Source organism: Bradyrhizobium sp. BR 1433, assembly GCF_051547665.1.
GTDB classification, from domain to species: domain Bacteria; phylum Pseudomonadota; class Alphaproteobacteria; order Rhizobiales; family Xanthobacteraceae; genus Bradyrhizobium; species Bradyrhizobium australafricanum.
In genome coordinates, this window is sequence record NZ_JBPUGG010000001.1 from 8,255,063 (window position 1) to 8,276,695 (window position 21,633).

General features: G+C 64.7%; 17 protein-coding genes and 4 pseudogenes. 18 read left to right on the forward strand and 3 right to left on the reverse strand.

The features are described 5' to 3' along the window. Positions 1–60: 60 nt before the first annotated feature. The 3 genes from ACSKB9_RS39580 to ACSKB9_RS39590 all read right to left on the reverse strand — a co-directional run bounded on the left by ACSKB9_RS39580 (position 61) and on the right by ACSKB9_RS39590 (position 3,238). Positions 61–1,005 carry an ABC transporter substrate-binding protein gene (locus ACSKB9_RS39580; protein ID WP_438079709.1) on the reverse strand — a complete coding sequence of 315 codons (945 nt, stop codon included), beginning with the start codon at positions 1,003–1,005 and terminating at the stop codon, positions 61–63. A 134-nt stretch (positions 1,006–1,139) separates the two neighbouring features. Next, positions 1,140–1,883, reverse strand: coding sequence for a histidine utilization repressor (hutC, locus tag ACSKB9_RS39585; protein ID WP_438079710.1), 744 nt, complete (start codon positions 1,881–1,883; stop codon positions 1,140–1,142). Beyond that, positions 1,880–3,238, reverse strand: a complete 1,359-nt coding sequence (locus tag ACSKB9_RS39590; protein WP_438079711.1) for a formimidoylglutamate deiminase — start codon at positions 3,236–3,238, stop codon at positions 1,880–1,882. The genes hutC and ACSKB9_RS39590 overlap by 4 nt, the downstream gene beginning before the upstream one ends. An 85-nt stretch (positions 3,239–3,323) precedes the next feature. Here ACSKB9_RS39590 and hutI point away from each other — a divergent pair, with 85 nt between their 5' ends. The 18 genes and pseudogenes from hutI to ACSKB9_RS39680 all read left to right on the forward strand — a co-directional run bounded on the left by hutI (position 3,324) and on the right by ACSKB9_RS39680 (position 21,630). After that, positions 3,324–4,538, forward strand: a complete 1,215-nt coding sequence (gene hutI / locus ACSKB9_RS39595) for an imidazolonepropionase (protein ID WP_438079712.1) — start codon at positions 3,324–3,326, stop codon at positions 4,536–4,538. Beyond that, positions 4,535–6,094, forward strand: a complete 1,560-nt coding sequence (hutH, locus tag ACSKB9_RS39600) for a histidine ammonia-lyase (RefSeq protein ID WP_438079713.1) — start codon at positions 4,535–4,537, stop codon at positions 6,092–6,094. Before hutI ends, hutH begins: the two co-directional genes overlap by 4 nt. A gap of 26 nt (positions 6,095–6,120) precedes the next feature. Further along, positions 6,121–7,788 (forward strand): urocanate hydratase, encoded by a 1,668-nt coding sequence (gene hutU / locus ACSKB9_RS39605; RefSeq protein ID WP_438079714.1) that lies wholly within the window; start codon positions 6,121–6,123, stop codon positions 7,786–7,788. 363 nt (positions 7,789–8,151) lie between these two features. After that, positions 8,152–9,306 carry a transporter substrate-binding domain-containing protein gene (locus ACSKB9_RS39610; protein ID WP_438079715.1) on the forward strand — a complete coding sequence of 385 codons (1,155 nt, stop codon included), beginning with the start codon at positions 8,152–8,154 and terminating at the stop codon, positions 9,304–9,306. Continuing rightward, a complete protein-coding gene (locus tag ACSKB9_RS39615) occupies positions 9,303–9,944 on the forward strand; it encodes an ANTAR domain-containing response regulator (protein WP_016845707.1) in 642 nt (213 codons plus the stop codon). Before ACSKB9_RS39610 ends, ACSKB9_RS39615 begins: the two co-directional genes overlap by 4 nt. Positions 9,945–10,071: 127 nt before the next feature. Beyond that, complete coding sequence (locus tag ACSKB9_RS39620) at positions 10,072–11,322, forward strand: transporter substrate-binding domain-containing protein (protein ID WP_438079716.1); 1,251 nt, start codon at positions 10,072–10,074, stop codon at positions 11,320–11,322. A gap of 129 nt (positions 11,323–11,451) precedes the next feature. Beyond that, on the forward strand, positions 11,452–12,321 hold the full coding sequence (gene urtB, locus ACSKB9_RS39625) for an urea ABC transporter permease subunit UrtB (RefSeq protein ID WP_057015920.1): 870 nt from the start codon (positions 11,452–11,454) through the stop codon (positions 12,319–12,321). Between the two features lie 16 nt (positions 12,322–12,337). Further along, positions 12,338–12,538 (forward strand): hypothetical protein, encoded by a 201-nt coding sequence (locus ACSKB9_RS39630; protein WP_438079717.1) that lies wholly within the window; start codon positions 12,338–12,340, stop codon positions 12,536–12,538. Positions 12,539–12,552: 14 nt separating this feature from the next. Then, complete coding sequence (gene urtC, locus ACSKB9_RS39635; protein ID WP_438079718.1) at positions 12,553–13,476, forward strand: urea ABC transporter permease subunit UrtC; 924 nt, start codon at positions 12,553–12,555, stop codon at positions 13,474–13,476. Beyond that, a pseudogene (urtD, locus tag ACSKB9_RS39640) lies at positions 13,473–14,226 on the forward strand (urea ABC transporter ATP-binding protein UrtD). The gene urtC and the pseudogene urtD overlap by 4 nt, the downstream one beginning before the upstream one ends. Beyond that, on the forward strand, positions 14,219–14,911 hold the full coding sequence (gene urtE / locus ACSKB9_RS39645) for an urea ABC transporter ATP-binding subunit UrtE (protein WP_050386944.1): 693 nt from the start codon (positions 14,219–14,221) through the stop codon (positions 14,909–14,911). Before urtD ends, urtE begins: the two are co-directional and overlap by 8 nt. A 33-nt stretch (positions 14,912–14,944) precedes the next feature. Then, a pseudogene (locus tag ACSKB9_RS39650) lies at positions 14,945–15,981 on the forward strand (aliphatic amidase). A 95-nt stretch (positions 15,982–16,076) separates the two neighbouring features. After that, on the forward strand, positions 16,077–17,411 hold the full coding sequence (locus ACSKB9_RS39655; RefSeq protein WP_438079719.1) for a purine-cytosine permease family protein: 1,335 nt from the start codon (positions 16,077–16,079) through the stop codon (positions 17,409–17,411). 34 nt (positions 17,412–17,445) lie between these two features. Next, a pseudogene (locus ACSKB9_RS39660) lies at positions 17,446–18,463 on the forward strand (alpha/beta fold hydrolase). A 34-nt stretch (positions 18,464–18,497) separates the two neighbouring features. After that, positions 18,498–19,326: pseudogene (locus ACSKB9_RS39665) on the forward strand (CbbQ/NirQ/NorQ/GpvN family protein). A gap of 14 nt (positions 19,327–19,340) precedes the next feature. Continuing rightward, entirely contained in the window at positions 19,341–20,777 is a 1,437-nt protein-coding gene (locus ACSKB9_RS39670) for a hypothetical protein (protein ID WP_438079720.1), read from the forward strand. Further along, the gene (locus ACSKB9_RS39675) at positions 20,774–21,394 is read left to right on the forward strand and encodes a hypothetical protein (RefSeq protein ID WP_438079721.1); all 621 of its coding nucleotides are present in this window, start codon (positions 20,774–20,776) and stop codon (positions 21,392–21,394) included. Before ACSKB9_RS39670 ends, ACSKB9_RS39675 begins: the two co-directional genes overlap by 4 nt. Beyond that, positions 21,379–21,630, forward strand: coding sequence for a VWA domain-containing protein (locus ACSKB9_RS39680; RefSeq protein ID WP_438079722.1), 252 nt, complete (start codon positions 21,379–21,381; stop codon positions 21,628–21,630). The genes ACSKB9_RS39675 and ACSKB9_RS39680 overlap by 16 nt, the downstream gene beginning before the upstream one ends. Positions 21,631–21,633: the final 3 nt, after the last annotated feature.

Here is a 21,633-nt window from a genome sequence, read left to right on the forward strand (position 1 = left end):
CTTATGCGCCGGTCCCGCCAGCTGTGTCGCGATGCGGGACCGGTCGAAATGGTTGCTGCGTTACTTGATGAAGCTGGCGTCGTAGATGTCCTCGACCTTCGGCGCGGCCTTGATGATGCCGACCTCGAGCAGGAGCTCGGCAGCGTCCTTGTTGAAGGTGAGGAAGTCGCCGGCGAAGAATTTTTGGTTGGCGGCCTTGTCCTGCCAGCGCAGGTACTTTGCCGAGTTGCCGAACTGCTCGCCGGTCTGCTTCACGTCAGCGCCCATGATCTCGTAGGACTTGGCCTGGTCCTTGGCGATCATGTCGAGCGCCTCGAAATAGCTGTTGGCCAGCGCTTGGGCCGCTTTCGGATTGTCGGTGAGGAATTTTGGCGTGCAGCCGAAGGTATCCATCACGATCGGGTAGTCGAGCGTGGTTGCGATGATCTTGCCCTTGTCGGGAGCAGCGCGCACCGTCGACAGATAGGGCTCGTAGGTCATCGCGGCATCGTTCTGGCCGGAGACGAAGGCCTGCGCCGCGGCGGCGGGCTCCAAATTCACCACGGTGACGTCCTTCACTGTGAGGCCGTTCTTCTTCAGCATCCAGGCCAGCGCGAAATAGGGCGAAGTGCCCGGCGCCGATGCCGCGACGGTCTTGCCCTTCAGGTCCTTGATCGCGGCGACGTCGTTGCGCACGGCCATACCGTCGGCGCCGTAGCTCTTGTCGAGCTGGAAGATCTGCTTGGTCGCGACGCCGTTAGCGTTCCAGGAGATCCAGGTCTCGACCGTGGTGGCCGCGCACTGGATGTCGCCCGACGCAATCGCGAGATGGCGGTCCTTTTGCGGAATCTTCTTCAAGGTCACGTCGAGGCCGTTCTTCTTGAAGATGCCGGCCTCCTTGGCGAGCGTCAGCGGCGCGAAGCCGGTCCATCCGGAGATGCCGACGCCGACCTTGACGTCATCCGCGAACGCGCCCGTGGACGCGAGCAAGACTGCGATTGCGGGCAATAGCTTGAAGGAACGCATGATTGTCGACCCCTTGAACGATGGATTGAACCCAGTTGATGTCTTCACGTCAGTCGCGGCGGATTGCCGCATGAAGCATGTCGGCGGACGATGGCCCATGATGCATTGCATGAAATATGCCGCGCAAGCTGTCCTCAGCCTCCCTTGAAGCGAGCCACCAGGCGGTGCGTCTCGCCTGGATAATGCAGCCGCACCGCCGTCACCGTGCGTGCGCTGCGCCAGGTGTAGCGGTCGATCACGAGGCACGGCGCGCCGACCGCGATGTCGAGCGCCTTTGCCGTGCGGTCGTCGGCGATGATGGCGCTGATCGTATGCTCGGCTTCGGTCCACGGCACATGGTGCAGCAGCCATGATCCGGGCGGCTCGCGGGCGAAGTCCGCGGTTGCGGCCTCCGGGACGGTGGAGAGATCGATCAGCCTGTCCTCGACGGCGAACGGCACGTTGTCGGCGCTGTGCCGGCAGGCGATCGCGATGACCTTGCCGGCCGTGCTGACGCCGAGCCGGGTACGATCGGCTGCGGTTGCGGTGCGCCGCCGGCATTCGATCAGCTGATAGCCGTAGCTGCGGCCGAGCGCGGTGATCTCGGCGCGGATGTCGGCGATCTTGAGCACCGCCGACAGATGCTGCGGACGGCGCACGAAGGTGCCGGCACGGCGCCGCCGCTCGATCAAATCGGCCTGCGCCAGTTCCGACAGCGCCTTGTTCACCGTCATGCGCGAGCAGCGATAGCGCGCCATCAGCTGGTGCTCGAACGGGATGCGATGCCCGGGCGGCCATTCGCCGGTCAGGATCCGGGTCTCGATGTCGAGCCGGATCCGCTTGTAGAGTGTCGGCTTGTTCGCCGCGCCGGGCTTGGCCTGGTCGGAGGCGAGGCTCATGCGACGAGCCTCCGCACGCTGGCATTGAACTGCTCGCGCGCCTTGTCGCGCAGCCGGTGCCGGCCGCCCGCGACCACCTTGTCGCCACTGGCCCAGACGCAGTCGATCGCGTCGCTGCCGGTTGCAAACAGCCAGCCATCGAGAACCGCATCGCCCGACCGTCCCGCGAGGGACGGATGCGCGGTGTCGAGGCTGACGATGTCGGCGCGCGCGCCGGGCGCAAGCCCGGCCTTGGTCTGTGCCAGAGCCTGCGCGCCGCCCGCGAGCGCCTGGTCGAACAGGGCGCGGCCGGTCGATGTGCCGGGACGCTCCGAGAGCACATTGCGCTCGCGGTGTTTCAGCCGCTGACCGTATTCGAGCTGGCGCAGCTCATCGGCGACGCCGACCAGCACGTTGGAATCGGTTCCGATGCCGAACCGGCCGCCCGCGGCGAGGAATTCGCGCGCCGAAAAGACGCCGTCGCCGAGGCTTGCTTCGGTGACGGGGCAAAGGCCGGCAACCGCGCCGCTGCCGGCGAGCGCTGTGACTTCCTGCTCCGTCATGTGGGTCGCGTGAATGAGACACCAGCGCTGATCGACAGGTGCATGTTCGAGCAGCCACTCCACCGGCCGCTGCCCCGACCAGGCAAGGCAATCCTCCACCTCGCGCACCTGTTCGGCGGCATGGATGTGAATCGGATCCGCCCCGGCAAGCGGGATGATCGCCGCCAGCTCATCCGGCGCCACGGCGCGCAGGCTATGCGGAGCGACGCCGATGTTGGCGCCGGGAAGTTTTCGGATCGCCTCGCGCGAGGCGGCCATCAGCGCGGCGAACTGATCGACCGAGCAGATGAAGCGACGTTGCCCGGCATGCGGTGCGGCGCCGCCGAACGTGCTGTGGGCATAGAAACTCGGCAGCAGCGTGAGCCCGATGCCGGAGGCGCTGGCGGCCTCAGCGATGCGTACGGCCATCTCGGCGAGATTGGCGTAGGGCGCGCCGTCCCGATCATGATGCAGATAGTGAAACTCGCCGACACGGGTAAAGCCGCGCTCGAGCATCTCGACATAGAGCAGGGTGGCGACGGCTGTGACGTCGTCCGGCGTCATGGTCAGCGCGAAGCGATACATCGTCTCGCGCCAGGTCCAGAACGTATCGGTCGTATCGCCGCGCAGTTCGGCAAGCCCGGCCATGCCGCGTTGAAAGGCGTGGCTGTGCAGGCTCGCCAATCCCGGAACCGCCAGTTGGTGACGTTGGTCGCCGGCGGTAGGCGCAACGCCCGCCGTCACCGAAGCGATCGCGCCATCGACAGCGACGACCTGCACGTCATTGGCCCAGCCCGAAGGCAGCAGCGCGAATGCGAAATGCAGTCGTGTCATTTTTCCACGCCGGCTGGACAGAACCCGGACACGATTATATGTCTAGACATATAAGTCAAGCATCCCATCTTGAGGGGACGATCGCATGGCAGAGCGCTTCGACCGTATCTGGCACAACGCCCGGCTCGCCACGATGCGCAGCGACCGCACTGATCTCGGTGAGATCGAGCGAGGCCTGATCGCGGCGCGCGACGGCCGCATCGTCTATGCCGGCGTGCAGTCGGACTTTCCTGTGGATGCGGACGCCGTTGAACGGATCGATTGCGCCGGCCGCTGGATCACGCCCGGGCTGGTCGATTGCCACACCCATCTCGTCTTCGGCGGCAACCGCGCGCACGAGTTCGAGCTGCGCCTGAAGGGCGCGAGCTATGAGGAGATCGCGCGCGCCGGCGGCGGCATCGTCTCGACCGTTGCGGCGACGCGCAAGGCGACCGAGGCGGAGCTCGTCGCCGGCGCACTGCCGCGGCTCGATGCGCTGATCGGCGAGGGTGCAACCACCGTCGAGATCAAGTCCGGCTATGGCCTCAATGCCGAGACCGAGATGCGGCAGCTTGCGGCTGCACGCAGCCTTGCCCGCCTGCGGCAGGTTGCGATCCGCACGTCGTTCCTCGGAGCGCATGCGCTGCCGCTGGAGGCCAACGGCGACAAGGACGGTTACATCGATCTGGTCTGCAACGAGATGCTGCCGGCCGTGGCCAAGGCCGGCCTCGCCGATGCCGTCGACGGCTTCATGGAGGGGATCGCGTTTTCCGGAGAGCAGACGGCACGGGTGTTCGAGGCGGCGCGTGCGCTCGGACTGCCGGTCAAGCTGCATGCGGATCAGCTGTCCAATCTCGGCGGCGCGGCGCTGGCCGCGAAATTCTCGGCGCTCTCGGCCGATCATCTCGAGCACACCGACGAAGCCGGCGCGGTGGCGATGGCGAAGGCCGGCACCGTCGCGGTCCTGCTGCCCGGCGCGTTCTATTTCATTCGTGAAACGCACAAGCCGCCGGTCGAGCTGTTCCGTAGCCACGGTGTGAACATGGCGCTGGCGACCGATTGCAATCCCGGCAGCTCGCCGCTCACCTCGCTTCTGCTGGCGATGAACATGGGCGCAACGCTGTTCCGGATGACGGTCGCCGAATGCCTCACAGGGGGGACGCGGGAAGGGGCGCGCGCGCTCGGCATGCTCGCCGAGACCGGCACGTTGGAGGCCGGCAAGTGGTGCGATCTGGCGATCTGGGACATCGAGCGTCCGGCCGAACTGGTCTACCGCATCGGCTTCAACCCGCTGCACAGCCGGGTGTGGAGGGCGCAATGAGCGATCGGGATGCGCCTGTCGTCGTGACGCCCGGAACCGTCGGCCTCGACGTCCTGGTGCGCGTGCTCGCGGGCGCGCCCATCATGCTCGATCTATCGTGCTGGCCGCGCGTCGAGGCGGCCGCGGAGATCGTGGCGAAGGCGGCGCATATCGACGTTCCCGTCTACGGCATCAATACCGGTTTCGGGAAGCTGGCATCGACGCGCATTGCGCCCGATCAAACCGCGCTGCTTCAGCGCAACCTCATCTTGTCGCACTGCTGTGGAGTTGGTCCGAACACGCCCGAGCCGATCGTGCGTTTGATGATGGCGTTGAAAGTGATTTCGCTCGGTCGCGGCGCATCCGGCGTGCGCCGCGAGGTGATCGAGCAGTTGCAGGGCATGCTGGCGCGCGGCGTTTATCCGCTGGTGCCGCAGCAGGGCTCGGTCGGTGCCTCCGGCGATCTCGCGCCGCTCGCTCACATGACCGCGGTCATGATCGGGGAGGGACAGGCAATCCTTGAAGGCAAAGTCGTGCCGGGCCGCGAAGCGCTTGCGGTTGCCGGCCTCGCGCCGTTGACGCTCGGCCCGAAGGAGGGGCTCGCGCTGATCAACGGCACGCAGTTTTCCTCCGCCTACGCCATCTCCGGTCTGCTGCGTGCGCATCGCCTGGCGTGCGCCGCGCTGGTGACCGGTGCGCTGTCGGTCGATGCGGCGATGGCGTCGACGGTGCCGTTTCGTCCCGAGATTCAATCTTTGCGTGGCCATGACGGGCAGATCGCCGCGGCCGCCGCCCTGACCGCGCTGCTTGACGGCAGCGATATCAGGCAATCGCATCTCGAGGGCGACGAGCGCGTGCAGGATCCCTATTGTCTGCGCTGCCAGCCGCAGGTTGCGGGCGCCGTGCTCGACCTGCTCGCGCAGGCCGCGCGCGGGCTGACCATCGAGGCCAATGCCGTGACGGATAACCCGCTGGTCCTGGTCGAGACCGGCGAGATCGTGTCAGGCGGCAATTTCCACGCCGAGCCGGTGGCGTTCGCCGCCGACCAGATTGCGCTCGCGCTCTCGGAGATCGGCGCGACCAGCGAGCGGCGGATCGCGACCCTTGTCGACCCCGCCTTGAACTTCGGCCTGCCGCCGTTCCTGACGCCCGAGCCCGGCATCAACTCCGGATTCATGATCGCCGAGGTGACGGCGGCGGCGCTTTATGCGGAGAACAAGCAGCGTGCGATGCCGTGCTCGATCGATTCGACGCCGACCAGCGCCAATCAGGAAGATCATGTCTCGATGGCCGCGCATGCTGCGCGTCGGCTGTCCGATATGGCCGACAATCTAGCCGCCATCCTCGGCATCGAGCTGCTGGTCGCCGCGCAGGGCATCACGCTGCGCGCGCCGCATTCAACGAGCGCGCCGCTCGCTGCGGTCATTGCCGCGCTCCGAGAGCAGGTTCCGGCGCTCGCCGCCGACCGCTACATGGCTGACGATCTCGCCAGGGCGGCCGCTCTGATCGAAGCCGACGCGCTGCCCGCCGCTGCGATCGCGGTGCTTCCGACCGATCCATTTCCAAGACTGACTTAGAAACTTGCTTAGCAGGAACATCCGTCATGAACCGCCGACTGGATAACGAACGCATCATCCGTGCTCCCCGCGGCACCGACATCAGCGCCAAGAGCTGGCTGACGGAAGCACCGCTGCGCATGCTGATGAACAATCTGGACCCTGATGTCGCCGAGCGCCCGAGCGAGCTCGTGGTCTATGGCGGCATCGGCCGTGCGGCGCGCGACTGGGAGAGCTTTGATCGGATTGCCGCGTCCTTGCGCAAGCTCGAAGGCGACCAGACCCTGCTGGTGCAGTCCGGCAAGCCGGTCGGCATTTTCCGGACCCATGCCGACGCGCCGCGCGTACTGATCGCGAATTCCAACCTGGTGCCGCATTGGGCAACGCTCGATCATTTCAACGAGCTCGACGGCCAGGGCCTGATGATGTTCGGCCAGATGACGGCAGGCTCCTGGATCTATATCGGCAGCCAGGGCATCGTGCAGGGGACCTACGAGACGTTCGTCGAGGTCGGCCGCCGGCACTATGGCGGCAGTCTCGCCGGCAAATGGATCCTGACGGCGGGCCTCGGCGGCATGGGCGGTGCCCAGCCGCTGGCCGCGACGATGGCCGGCGCCTCGATGCTCGCGGTCGAATGCCAGCCGAGCCGCATCGAGATGCGGCTGCGGACGGGCTACCTCGACCGCCAGGCGGCGACGCTCGATGACGCGCTCGCGATCATTGCTGAGGCGGTCAAGAGCCAGAAGCCGGTGTCGGTCGGCCTGCTCGGCAATGCGGCCGAGATCTTTCCCGAACTGGTGCACCGCGGCGTGCGCCCGGACATCGTCACCGACCAGACCAGCGCGCATGATCCGATCAACGGCTATTTGCCGAAGGGATGGACACTCGCCGATTGGGAAACCAAACGCGCGAGCGACCCGAAGGCCGTTGAGACGGCAGCCAAGACCTCGATGGTCGATCACGTCCAGGCCATGCTGGATTTTCACGCGCAGGGAATCCCGACGCTCGATTACGGCAACAACATCCGCCAGATGGCCAAGGACGTGGGCCTGAAGCAGGCGTTCGATTTTCCAGGCTTCGTTCCGGCCTATATCCGTCCGCTGTTCTGCCGCGGCGTCGGGCCGTTCCGCTGGGCGGCGCTGTCGGGCGATCCCGAGGACATCTTCAAGACCGATGCCAAGGTTAAGGAGCTGATGCCCAACGACAGCCACCTGCACAACTGGCTCGACATGGCCAAGGCGCGCATCAAGTTTCAGGGACTGCCGGCGCGAATTTGCTGGGTCGGGCTTGGCGACCGCCATCGGCTTGGCCTTGCCTTCAACGAGATGGTGGCGCGCGGCGAGCTCAAGGCGCCGATCGTGATCGGCCGCGATCATCTCGACAGCGGCTCGGTGGCGAGCCCGAACCGCGAGACCGAGGCGATGCGCGACGGCTCCGACGCGGTGTCCGACTGGCCGCTGCTCAACGCCTTGCTCAACTGCGCGAGCGGTGCCACCTGGGTGTCGCTGCATCACGGTGGCGGCGTCGGCATCGGCTATTCGCAGCACGCCGGCATGGTGATCGTTGCTGACGGCACGCCGGAGGCGGCGCGCCGACTGGAGCGTGTGCTGTGGAACGACCCGGCGACGGGCGTCATGCGCCACGCCGACGCCGGCTATGACACGGCGATCGAATGCGCGCGCGCCAACGGGCTCGATCTGCCCAGCCTGCGCTGATGGGACCTCCTCGATCGGGAGTTGCGGCATCTCCCGACCGGGGCGCAGGTTAACGAGCAATCTCGTTGCAGCTCTCAACCTTCCGGTTGATGTACGCGAGGTGACCGGCCGGACATGCCTTGATACGGGAAATCGACGGTGCAGCTACCGGAGATAGGTGGTCCGTGGAGCGCTGCGCCTGTGACCCGTCGCAGGTGACACATTAGTCTGCCTGCTTTCGCGTCAGCTTCGCTGACAGGATGAGCGGCCAGGGTCCTTGTCTCGCGGCAGATGGCATGCAATCTTCCGCAGCCGGCAATGCTGTTCGAGAGCAATAAGAACAATAATCCCTCTCGTCCCTCCAATTCTGTCGAGGGCCTGATCATGTCGAACCTTACCCAAACGACATCCGCTCCGTGGCGGATAGGAGTGCTGTTCTCGCGAACCGGCTTCATGTCGGTCATCGAGGAGACCCAGTATCAGGGCACGCAACTCGCGATCGAAGAGGTGAATGAAGCGGGCGGCGTCTGCGGCCGCGAGCTGGTTCCCGTTGCCTATGACCCCGGATCGGACTCGGCCGCCTATGGTCATTACGCCAAGCGGCTGATGATCGAGGATCAGGTCAGCACGATCTTCGGCTGCTACACCTCGTCGAGCCGCAAGGCGGTGCTGCCGGTAGTCGAACGGCTGAACGGTCTGCTCTGGTATCCGACGCTTTACGAAGGGTTCGAGGCGTCGCCCAACGTCATCTACACCGGCGCCTCGCCGAACCAGAACAGCCTCGCGCTGTGCCGCTATTTGATGGATACGTTCGGAACGCGGTTCTATTTCGTGGGGTCCGACTACATCTATCCGCGCGAGTCCAACCGGGTGATGCGGGAGCTGCTCAAGAGTAACGGCGGCTCGGTGGTCGGCGAGCGCTATGTCAATGTTTACGCGCGCTGGCAGGATTTTGTGCCGATCATCCAGGATATCAAGCGTGTCAGGCCCGACGTGATCTTCTCGACCGTCGTTGGCGAGGGCACGGTGTTCCTTTATCAGGCCTATGCGAATGTCGGGCTCGATCCAAAGCAGGTGCCGATCGCCAGCCTGACCACGACGGAAGCGGAAATTGCCGCCATGGGCTTCGACGTCGGCGAGGGACACGTCACGGCCGCATCGTATTTCCAGGGCGTCGAGGGCAGCGCTAATAATGCGTTTGTGCAGCACTTCAAGAAGCGGTTCGGCGCCGATATCTCAACCAACATGTGCGCCGAAGCATCCTATTTCCAGCTGCATCTGTTCGCGAAGGCGCTCGAGCAGGTCAATTCACTCGACACCGAAGTTCTCCGCTCGATGGTGTTCGGCACCAGCTTTGATGCACCGCAAGGTGCCGTCACCGTCAACCCGATGTCGGGTCATACCGACCTCTGGACCCGCATCGGGCGCGCCAACCGCCAGGGGCAGTTCGATGTCGTCAGCCAGTCGAAGGAGCCGGTGCATGCGGATCCGTTCCTGATCGGATATGGTCGTGCAACGCAAACAGGAAGCGTCCAATGAACGAAATGTCGCGTAAGCCGTCGCTGAGCCGAGACGTCGGCGGACGCAAGACCATGGTTCAGGAACTTGCCGATCTGTCGGCGGTGGTGGTCGCGCCGGTCGACGATCAGGTCGGCATGTTGCTGCGCGAGTTGCAGCGGTTCCGGATGCGGGTGCGGCAGGTCTGGCCGATGCCGGAGAGCGTGCCCGCCGATGCCGACGTGGTGTACTGCGAATATTCCCCTGACCTGGCGCGGCGCCTGCCATGGATTCCCGGCGACGCGCGCTCGGCGCTGGTTGTGATCCTGCCGGCGACGGAAACCGTTCACGCCGATGCGCTGTGTCATGCGACGCCGAACGCCGTGCTGCCGCGGCCGTTCACGCAGAATGCCGTGCTGTCCAGTCTCGTGCTGGCGCGCAGTCAATTTGGTTATGAACGGCGGCTTCGCAGCAAGATCGAGAAGCTCGATGACAATCTGCGCTCGATGCGCACGGTGGAGCGCGCCAAGGCGATCCTGATGGCGACGCGGCAGATGCCGGAAACCGAAGCCTATGGCTTCATCAGACGACAGGCGATGGATCGTCGCGTGTCGGCAAGTGCAGTCGCCGCGGCGATTGTTGACTCGTTCGAACTGCTTGGCTACGATCATCAACAGTAAGCCCCAATAGCGGGGCCGGCGGCGACAGCGCCGCCTTCGACATAACCGGCAACAAAGCCCTCCCAATGCTCGCGTAAGCGCGCATCGGGAGGGCTTTTTGTTTTTTCAGTCCTGAAGGGAGCTAGGGATGAGCATTTCACGGCGGACTTTGCTGAGGAATACCGCGGCGCTGGGCGCGTTTGCCGGCGCCGGACTGCCGCACATCTGGATCAAGAACGCCGACCTCGCTTACGCCGCCGGCGGCGAGATCAAGGTCGGCGTGCTGTTCTCGCTGACGGGAACGACCGCGATCATCGAGGAATCGCTCAACAAGGCGACGCTGCTCGCCATCGAGGAGATCAACGCCGCAGGCGGCATCAAGGGCAGCAAGATCGTGCCGATCGTCGAGGACCCCGCGTCCGATCCGGCAACCTTCTCGGAGAAGGCTCGCAAGCTCGTCGTCGGCGACAAATGCGTCAGTGTGTTCGGTTCCTACACCTCGGCAAGCCGCAAGGCGGTGCTCCCGGTGTTCGAGCGGCAGAACAATCTCTATTGGTATCCGACGCTCTATGAAGGCCGCGAGTGCTCGAAGAACGTCATCTACACCGGCGCGGTGCCGAACCAGCAGCAGGACGAGTTCGTGCCCTGGCTGGTCAAGAAGTTCGGCAAGAAGTTCTACCTGATCGGCTCCAACTACATCTATCCGAAGGAAGAGAACAACTACTGCAAGAAGCTGCTTGAGAAACTCGGCGGCGAGGTCGTGGCGGAAGAATATGTGCCGCTCGGCCATTCCGAATTCTCTTCCGTCATCAACAAGATCCGCTCGACTCAGCCGAACGTGATCTTTTCCACCGTGGTCGGCGATTCCGTGGTCGCGCTGCATCGTCAGTACAAGGCGGCCGGCCTCGATCCCGAGAAGATGCCGATGGCGAGTTCGACGACCTCCGAGAACGAAGTCGCTGCGATGGGCGGCGAGGCGGCCGCCGGTCACTTCACCTCGGCGCCTTACTTCATGGTGCACAAGTCGCCGGAGAACGAGAAGTTCGTCGAGGCTTACAAGAAGCGTTGGGGCGCCGACAAGGTGACGCATTTCGTGTCGGAGGCCTGCTACTTCCAGACCTACCTGTTCAAGCAGGCGGTCGAGAAGCTCGCGACCAGCGATCTCACGCCGCCGAACATCCGCGACGCGGTCAAGGGCCAGGAAGTGATTGCACCGCAGGGCAAGGTCCGGATCGAGCCGGAGAACCTGCACACCTGGCTGTGGCCCAAGATCGCGCAGGCGAAGTCGAACGGACAGTTCGAGATTCTCGTCGAGGCCAAGGAGTGGCTGAAGCCGGTGCCTTACGCGGCCTATCCCGGACAGTCATGCACCGAGAAGGGCTTGGTCGAGAAGAGCTGACGACGGGGGCTGACGAAGGCCGTCGGCGTGCGGCGCCGGCGGCCAGCGTCCCGAAACGAATGCTGCCTCTCGCACGAACGGGGGCGAGGGGCAGGGCGCACAACGCGAACCTCGAAAGCGGATCCCGACGTGGACCAATTCATCGAACAAATCGTCACCGGCCTCAGCATCGGATCGATCCTGCTGCTGGTCGCGCTGGGCCTGTCGATCATCTACGGCTCGATGGGCATCATCAATCTCGCCCATGGCGAGTTCGTGATGCTGGGCGCTTACGCGGCCTGGGTGTTCCATACCTATCTCGGGCTCGGCCTGCTCGCGAGCCTGGTGCCGATCTTCTTCGTGGTCGCCGCGTTCGGCTGGGTCATCGAGCGTTACGTCCTGAGCCTGCTCAACAACCGGCCGCTGGACACAATTCTTGCGACCTGGGGCGTCGGCATCATGCTGCAGCAGGCGGTGCGGCTGATGGTCGGCAGCGAACTGCGCTACGTGCAGCTGCCGCCGGCGCTGTCCGACAGCATGGACGTGTTCGGCATCTCGGTATCGTCCTATCGGGTGTTCCTGTTCGTGGTGTCGATCGCACTGTTCGTGGCGACCTGGTTGCTGATGAACCGCACCACGGTCGGAATGAAGCTACGCGCGATCATCCAGGACCGTTCCGTCGCCGCCTCGTTCGGCATCAACGCCAAACGGGTCTATGCGCTGACCTTCGCCTATGGCGCCGGCCTTGCGGGACTGGCTGGCGCGCTGGTGTCGCCGCTGAAGAGCGTGTCGCCCGATATGGGCACCGGCTATGTGGTCGATGCCTTCATGGTGGTGGTGCTCGGCGGCGTGCAGAGCCTCGCCGGCACCGTGGCGAGCGCCTTCATCCTCGGCGAGCTCTCCGGCGGCATTGCCTTCCTGCAGAACGACACGGTGGCCAAGGCGATCGTGCTGCTCGCCATCGTCGTGCTCATCCGTTTCCGCCCCGAGGGGCTTTTCACCGCACGCGTGCGGGCCTGAGACAGATCGCTCATCTATGCCGTCGCATGTTCCTAACTCCAGCGGATTGCAGCGCCTGATCGCGCAGCTTGCACCGTTGCTCATTGTCTCTGCCGTGGTGTTCGCGCTGCCGGTGCTGCTCAACAACGACTTCCTGCTCAACAAGGTCGCGCGTTATCTGGTGCTGGGCATCCTTACTGTGTCGCTCGGGCTGTCCTGGGGATCGGCGGCATCCTGAATCTCGGCCAGGCGATGAGCTTCGGGCTCGGCTCCTACGCAATGGCAATGGCGCTCAAGCTCAAGACCGTCCCGGTGCACACCGGAGCGAGCGGACTGCCGGACTTCATGGTCTGGAATAATGTCCAGCATTTGCCGTGGTTCTGGGAGCCGTTCCGCTCACTGACCTTCGCGATCGCCGCCGGCCTGATCGTGCCGGCGCTGGTTGCGGCGGCGCTCGGCTGGTTCATGTTCCGGGGCCGCGTCACCGGCGTCTATGTCTCGATCATCACGCTCGCCACCATGGTGGTGATCAATCTCGTGATCATCGACCAGCAGAGCTACACCGGCGGCTTCAACGGCATCACCGATCTCGCCCAGCTCGAGATCTTCGGCGTCGCGTTCGATGCCTATGGCCGGGCTACCTATTATCTCGTGGCCAGCTGTGTCCTGCTCAGCCTGCTTGTCGCCTTTGCCTTCACGAGAACCAAGGCCGGACTGATCGTGCAGGCGATCCGCGACCATGAAAGCAGGGTGCGCTACTTCGGCTACGACGTCGCGCTCTACCAGATCTTCGTGTTCGCGCTGTCGGCGGCGATCGCGGGCCTTGCCGGCATGCTCTACACGGTGGTGATGGAGTTTGCCTCGCCGACCTTCCTCGGCGTGCAGCTCTCGCTTTCGGTCGTGGTGTGGTGCGCGGTCGGCGGCCGGCAGAGCCTGGTCGGTGCGTTCCTTGGCGCGGTGCTGGTGGCGGGTATGCAGGGCGCGCTGTCGGAGTCAGCGGCGTTCCTGGAAACCTGGACGCTGGTGATGGGCGCGCTGTTCGTGCTCGTGGTGCTGTTTTTGCCGAAGGGGCTCGCCGGCCTTGCGCAGGTCGTGCTGCGCTGGATCGTGCTGCGCCGCCATGCGGCCGCGGGCGGGGTGGCGCAAGGCGTCGGCCAGACGGAGGGCAGCACATGAGCTCCCATCTCGATCTCCGCGACGTGTCGGTCAGCTTCAACGGTTTCAAGGCGCTCAATTCACTCAACATGAGCGTGCGCAAGGGCGAGCTGCGCTGCCTGATTGGGCCGAACGGCGCGGGCAAGACCACCGCGCTGGACATCATCTGCGGCAAGGTCAAGCCGAGCGCCGGCACGGTGAGCTTCGATGGCACCGCGCTGCAGGATCTTGAGGAATACGAAATCGCCCGCGCTGGCGTCGGCCGCAAATTCCAGGTGCCGAGCGTGTTCCGCGAGCTCACGGTCAGCGAGAACCTTGAAGTGGCGCGAGCGCGTCGCACCTCCGTGCTTGGCAATTTGCGCTGGAATATCGGCAATTCAGGACGCGAGCATGTCGAGCGTCTGGCCGAGCTGGTCGGACTCACCGAGCAGCTCGACCGGCCGGCCGCCTATCTGTCGCACGGTCAGACCCAGTGGCTGGAGATCGGCATGCTGGTCGCCCAGGTACGCCGAGCTGATCCTGATGGACGAGCCTACCGCGGGCATGACGGCGCAGGAAACCCGCAAGACCGCCGAACTGTTCGCACGGCTGAAGGGCAAGCACACGCTGATCGTGGTCGAGCACGACATGGGCTTCGTCAAGGCGATCGGCGACATCATCTCCGTGATGCATATGGGCCAGATGCTGGCCGAGGGCACGGCGGCGGAAGTGGAGGCGCATCCGGAAGTGCGCCGCGCCTATCTCGGATCGGGAGGCATCAGCCATGCTTGAGCTGACCGACGTCGACGCGTTCTACGGCAACAGCCGCGCCCTGCAGGGCATCAACCTGATGGTCGGCAATGGCGAATTCCTCTCGGTGCTCGGCCGCAACGGCGTCGGCAAGACCACGCTGATGCGCAGCATCCTCGGCCTGATGGACCGGTGTACCGGACGGCTGTCGCTCGACGGTGCCGACATATCGCCGCTGCGGACCTATCAGCGCGCCAAGGCCGGTATTGCCTACGTGCCGCAGGGGCGCGGGATTTTGCCGCGCTTCACCGTGCGGGAGAACCTGACGCTCGGAACCTTCGCGGCGAAATCGGCCAACGGAATCGAGGAGTGGGTGCTCGAGCTGTTTCCGGTACTCAAGGACTTTCTCAATCGCTATGGCGGCAATCTCTCCGGCGGCCAGCAGCAGCAGCTTGCGATCGCGCGGGCGCTGCTGGCCAAGCCCAAGGTCATCCTGCTGGACGAGCCAACCGAGGGCATCCAGCCGAACATCGTCGAGCAGATCGAGGACGTGATCGTCAGTCTCAATCGCGAGCGCGGCATCACGGTCGTGCTGGTCGAACAGAATGTCGCGTTCGCGCGGCGCGCGTCTCACCGCTTCGCGCTGCTCGAAAAGGGACGCGTCGTCGCCAAGGGCGCGATCGGTGAGCTCACCGATGATCTCATCCAGCTGCACATGGCCGTGTAGCGGGACTTATCGCTCAGGAAAGGGAGTCGAGACATGTTGCATGGAGACATATCGAGCAGCAAGGACACGGTCGGCGTTGCCGTGGTCAATTACAAGATGCCGCGCCTGCACACCAAGGCGGAGGTGCTGGATAACGCGCGCAACATCGCCAAGATGGTCGAGGGCATGAAGCTCGGCCTGCCGGGAATGGACCTCGTGATCTTCCCGGAATACTCGACCCACGGCATCATGTACGACTCCAAGGAGATGTACGAGACGGCGTCGTCCGTGCCGGGCGAGGAGACCCGCATCTTCGCCGACGCTTGCCGCAAGGCGAAGGTCTGGGGGTGTTCTCGCTGACCGGCGAGCGCCACGAGGAGCATCCCAACAAGGCGCCGTACAACACCCTGATCCTGATGAACGACAAGGGCGAGATCGTCCAGAAGTACCGCAAGATCATGCCGTGGGTACCGATCGAGGGCTGGTATCCCGGCGATTGCACCTACGTCTCGGACGGGCCGAAGGGGCTGAAGATCAGCCTGATCATCTGCGACGACGGCAACTATCCGGAGATCTGGCGTGACTGCGCGATGCGCGGTGCCGAGCTGATCGTGCGCTGCCAGGGCTACATGTATCCGGCCAAGGAGCAGCAGATCCAGATCTCGAAGTCGATGGCCTGGGCCAACAACTGCTACGTCGCGGTCGCCAACGCCTCTGGCTTCGACGGCGTCTATTCCTACTTCGGCCATTCCGCGCTCATCGGTTTCGACGGAAGGACGCTCGGCGAGTGCGGCACGGAGGAGAACGGCATCCAGTACGCGCAGCTCTCGGTGTCGCTGATCCGCGACGCCCGCCGCAACATGCAGTCGCAGAACCATCTCTTCAAGCTGATGCACCGCGGCTATACCGGCCTGATCAACTCGGGCGACGGCGATCGGGGGCACGCGGTCTGCCCCTACACCTTCTACAAGAACTGGATCACGGACCCCGAGGGCACCCGGGAAATGGTCGAGGCCATGACCCGTCCGACCGTCGGAACCGACGAATGCCCGATCGAGGGCATTCCGAACCAGAAAGTCGCACATCGTTGAGTGACATCGACGATCGGCGCCGGCGCGACGTTTCGCGCCGGCGTGGTTCGATGCAACGGCGGACACTTCCTCGCGGAGGAAACAGGGGGGACATCATGAGCGGTCAATCGAATAGCGGGCTGGTTCAGCAGACTGAAGGGCAGATCGACGACCTTCTCGGCCATGAATTCGAGCACGAGCCGGTGCCGATGAGCGCCCGGCGCAGCGCCTTCTCGGTCACGATGGTGTGGCTGGGCTTTCCGATGATCATCACCGGCGCGATGACCGGATCGCTGTTGGTGCTGGGCATGGGGTTCAAGAATGCACTGGTGGCGATGATCGTCGGCAATTTGATCATGTTCGCCTATGTAGGCGCGCTCGGCCTGATCGGCACCCGGCGCGGCATGAACTTCGCGCTGATCGCCAGCATCGTGTTCGGAAAGAAGGGCTACGTGCTGGCGTCGGGCCTGCTGTCGACCCTGCTGCTCGGCTGGTATGCGGTGCAGACCGGCATCACCGGCGCATTGATCTCCTCGACCTACGGCCTCAACTATGTGGCGATGACCATCGTCGCCGGCGTGCTCTATATCGGGATCACCTTCGTCGGCGTGAAGGGATTGCACTGGATCGGGCTGGCGTCGGTGCCGCTGTTTGTCGTGCTCGGCCTCTGGGTCGCGGCCGATGCCGTCTCGACCACGACGTCAGCGGCGATCTTCGGCTATGCCGGCAATAATGGCGTCGCCAGCATGTCGATGGGCGTCGGGCTTACCGTGGTGCTCGCGCTGTTCATCGACGCAGGCACGGTGACGGCGGACTTCAATCGCTGGGCGCCGAGCACGCGGTCCTCGCTGTTTGCCACGTTCAGCGCGTTTCCGTTCGCCAATCTGGTCGCGATGCTGGTCGGCGGCGTGATGACGGCGGCGCTCGCCGTGCCGAACGCCAACCCGTTCGGTGTCGACAACATGTTCGGCTACATGAACGGCAAGCAGCTCACCTGGCTCAGCATCCTCGCATTCATCTTCCTCTATGCCAATCTCGGCTCGGTCTGCTCGCATTGCCTGTACAACGCGGCCACCGGCTGGTCGCGCATCCTCGGGACCAATATGCGGCTGATGGCGGTGGTGCTCGGCGCGCTTGGCATCCTGGTCGCTGCCGGCAATGTCTGGGCGTTCTTCATCCAGTGGCTGTCGCTGCTTGGCATCCTCGTGCCGCCGATCGGTGCGATCATCCTGGTCGATCAGTACCTGCTGCGGGCCGAGGCGCGTGCGGACGTCGACTGGCGTGCGAAGCCGTTCATCGCCTGGGGCATCGGGTCGCTGTGTGCCTTTGCGGTTGAAAACCTGATGCCGGGGTTGTCCACTGCGATCTCCGCCGCGGTGGTCGCAGGCATCGTGTATGGGGCGATCGCACGAGTGGAGTCTCCGACCGAAAAGGTGGCGCGTCCCGCGTAAGCGATCAGCTCGATCAAGCAAGAAGGGTATATCAATGAGCGTCGACTATCAGATCCATGACCTCGGCAATTTGACCTTGCAGCGCGGCGCGACCATTCGCGACTGCAAGCTCGCCTACAAGACCTATGGCCAGCTCAACGCGGCCAAGGACAACGTCATCATCTATCCGACCTGGTACTCAGGCCAGCACTACGACAATGAATGGCTGATCGGACCGGGCAGGGCGCTCGATCCGGCAAAGTACTTCATCATCATTCCGAACATGCTCGGCAACGGGCTGTCGTCGTCGCCGAGCAATACGTCGGAACCGTATAATGGACCGCGTTTCCCGCAGGTGACCGCCTATGACAATGTGCGCGCCCAGCATCGGCTGGTGACCGAGAAATTCGGCATCAAGCACATCCGTCTCGTCGTCGGCTGGTCGATGGGCGCGCTGCAGACGTTCCATTGGGGCGCACTCTATCCCGATATGATGGACCTCTTGGCGCCGTTCTGCGGCTCGGCGAAATGCTCGCGCCACAACTTCGTGTTCCTCGAAGGCGTCAAGGCGGCACTCACGGCGGATGCTGCGTGGAAGGAAGGCTGGTACACCGACAAGCCGGCCCGCGGCCTGCGCGCTGCCGCGCGTGTCTATGCCGGCTGGGGCTTTTCGCAGGCCTTCTATCGCGAGCAGCTCGACATCAAGACGCTAGGCTATTCGTCGCTGGAGGATTTCCTGGTGGCGTTCTGGAAGGCTTCTTCCTGCCGAAGGATCCCAACAACCTGCTGACGATGCTGTGGACCTGGCAGCACGGCGACATCAGCGACAACGAAATCTACAATGGCGACTTCAAGGCCGCGCTGAGAGCGATCAAGGCCAAGGCCTATGTCATGCCGGGTCAGACCGATCTCTATTTCCCGCCGGAGGACAGTGCGTTCGAGGTCGAGAACATGCCGAACGCCAAGCTCGTGCCGGTGCCGTCGATCTGGGCCACTTCGCCGGCGGGCCGGGGACCAATCCGGTCGATGTCGACTTCATCGACAGCAAGCTCAAGGAGCTGCTCGCATCGTGATATCGACCGGTTGCGAACGGCTGCCTGCGCGATCATGGGAGGCGTGAGCTTGTCCAATCCCGCTTTGCTGCTTGACCAGTACCGCATCCGGGAGGAGCCGTATTACCGGCCGCTCAAGGATGAGGTCGAGCTGTTCGGTGCAGCCTACGCCAACCGCATGCCGGTGATGCTGAAAGGGCCCACCGGCTGCGGCAAGACCCGCTTCATCGAATATATGGCGTGGCGGCTCGGCCGCCCGCTGATTACGGTGGCCTGCCACGAGGACATGACGGCGGCGGATCTGGTGGGGCGCTGGCTGCTCGACGCAGAGGGCACGGTGTGGAGCGACGGGCCGCTCACCACAGCGGTGCGTCTTGGCGCGATCTGTTACCTCGACGAGATCGTCGAGGCGCGCCAGGACACGACGGTCGTGATCCATCCCTTGACCGACGATCGTCGTGTGCTGCCGCTGGAAAAGCGTGGTGAATTGATCCACGCCCATTCCGACTTCCAGCTCGTGATCTCCTACAATCCGGGCTACCAGAGCGCGATCAAGGACCTCAAGGAATTCCACCAAGCAGCGCTTCGCGGCGCTGGATTTCGGCTATCCTGATCGGCCGGCCGAGACCGAAGTGGTGTCGCGCGAAGCCGGCATCGAGCCGAACCTCGCTGATCTCCTGGTGAAGATCGCCCAGCACAGCCGCAACCTGAAAGGCCAGGGGCTCGACGAAGGCGCCTCGACCCGGATGCTGGTCAATGCCGGGCGCTTGATCGGATGCGGCATCAGCCTCGAAAAGGCCTGCGAGACCACGATCGTCGTTCCCTTGACCGATGATGCGGACACCAGGAACACGTTGCGCGACGTGATCTCGGCCTGTGGGTAAGCGGAAGCTTGCAGGTGGCGGTCGCGCAAATCAGTTCGCTCGATAGCTTCCGGTCCGGACGTCGGCTTGCGGCACTCCTGCGCGGCCATGACGACGTAGCTGCGGCCGTGCAGACGGCGCGCGCCGCTCTGCAACGAACTGGTTGGTTCGATCACCTGGCGGTCTGGGACGAGGCCGTGCACGCCCTGTTCGAGGCCAATCTCGGTCAAGCCGTAGTGCAGGGCTTTCTGCGTCTATCGGAGCAATGGCCGGCGCAGCGATCGGCCGATGATCTGATCGCGATCGGCCGTGCGGTCAGGGACATCGGCTGCAGTGCCGGAAGCCGCGTCGCCCATGCCTTGCTGACCGAATTGTCCAAGGTGCTGCCGCGGCTTGCTGGTGCAGGAGAACTCACCGCGGTTCTCGCCGCGCTCGACGAACTCGCAGCCACCGGGCCGGACTCGGCGGGCCTCGCGATCGGCCGGCTGGGGCAGTTTCTCGCGCATGCCGGCGGTGAGGAGTTTGCGGCGTGGGTTTCCGCTGGCTTGCGCGCCAGTGGCGGTCGTGCATCGCGCCGCCGCGCCTATTTCGCGCTCGACGATCAGCTTTCGGCGCAGCTGTTCGCAGCCGGCCGGAGCGGGGATGATTTCGCGCGGCTGGAGAAGCGCCTCGCTGCAACCACGATCGCGTTGTGGAACAGAAAGCCGCGTTTCCGCAAACTTGCCGTTGTACCGGCGCCGGTGCCGCGGCGGACCTCGCTTGCCGCCGGTCTCTTCGGTCTTCCGCAGACCTTTCCCGGCTTCGAAGGCGAGGCGGCGGACGCCGTCTATCTCGCGGCGGTCGCGCATGCCGGCGCGCATCTGGCGCATTCCACCACCCGCTTTCCGGTGGGGCGACTGAAGGCGCTGCAGATCGCGCTGGTCTCGCTTATCGAGGATGCCCGGGTCGAGATGCTCGCGCTCCACCAGATGCCCGGGCTGCGCCGGCTGTGGCCGCCATTTCACAGCGCGACGCCAGCCGGCAAGGCAACCGCAGCCGGACTGATGATGCGGCTGGCGCGGGCGCTGATCGATCCCGATTATCAGGATCCGGATGCGTGGGTGACCAAGGGGCGGACGCTGTTTGCCGCTGCCGCCGGCCGCTGGACCGATCCCGCCATCAGCCGCGAGATCGGTGGTTTTGCTCGGCAACGACATCGGGCAGATGCGGCTGCAGTTCAACGCCAAGAGCTACGTCGTCGAACCTGCCTATCGCGACGACAATCTGGCGCTGGTGGGATTTCGGCGACCAGCGGGACAGTCCGGCCGAGACGATCGAACTTGCCGTCGATTCCGTCCGGATCGAGCGGCGCGACGATGCGGTCGGCCAATCGACCGACGACAACGCCAAGCCGGACGAGACGCTGCGCGCGAAGGCCGGTGCGGTCACGCTGCTGGACGGGTTTCCGGTCGCGACCTATCCGGATGGGATGATGCGGCGCGTACCGAGCGGCCGGACTGGACGACGAATTCTGGAAGCCGATGCCGCCGTTTCCGCGCAGCCCTTCGATTCCTCGACGGACGCCGAGGCGATGCGCTGGATCACGGAGTTGACCCGCGACGCGTCGATCGGCCGCCGGATCAGACACGAGGCGCAGCGCGACGGCGACGCGCTCGACATTGACGCGGCGATCGCCCTGACGATAGAGCGGCGCACCGGCAATATCAGCGAGCCCAGGGTCTACCAGCGCGATGCACCCGGACCGCGCGATCTCGCCATCCTGCTGCTGCTGGACCTGTCGCAATCGACCGCCGACCGTGACCGCCGCGGCCGGACGGTCCTCGACGTCGAACGCAAGGCGGCCGCGATCATGGCGGCGGCGGTCGAGGCCGCCAATGATGCGATCGCGGTGCATGGCTTCAGCTCCGACGGCCGCGAGCGCGTGCGCTATCTGCGCATCAAGGGCTTTGCGGAGCCTATGGACGCCGTGGTTAGTTCACGTCTCGCGGGTCTTGGCAGCAGCCATTCCACCCGGCTGGGCGCGGCATTGCGCCATGCCGGGGCTACCTCGCGGAACGACGCGCGTTCCGGAAAGTGCTGCTGGTTCTGACTGACGGCGAGCCGTCCGACGTCGACGTGCCGGATGCGCAATATCTCGTCGAGGACGCCCGCCGGGCCGCGCAGCAGCTGCGGCGGCGCGGCACCGATATCTTTGCCTTCGGCATCGGTGAGCACAGATTTCCCCAGCTCGATCGGATTTTCGGCGAGCGCTATGCGCTCCGCGTGCCGCGCATCGAGGTGTTGCCGCAACGGGTGATGCAGCTCTACGCGGAACTGAAGAAATAGACG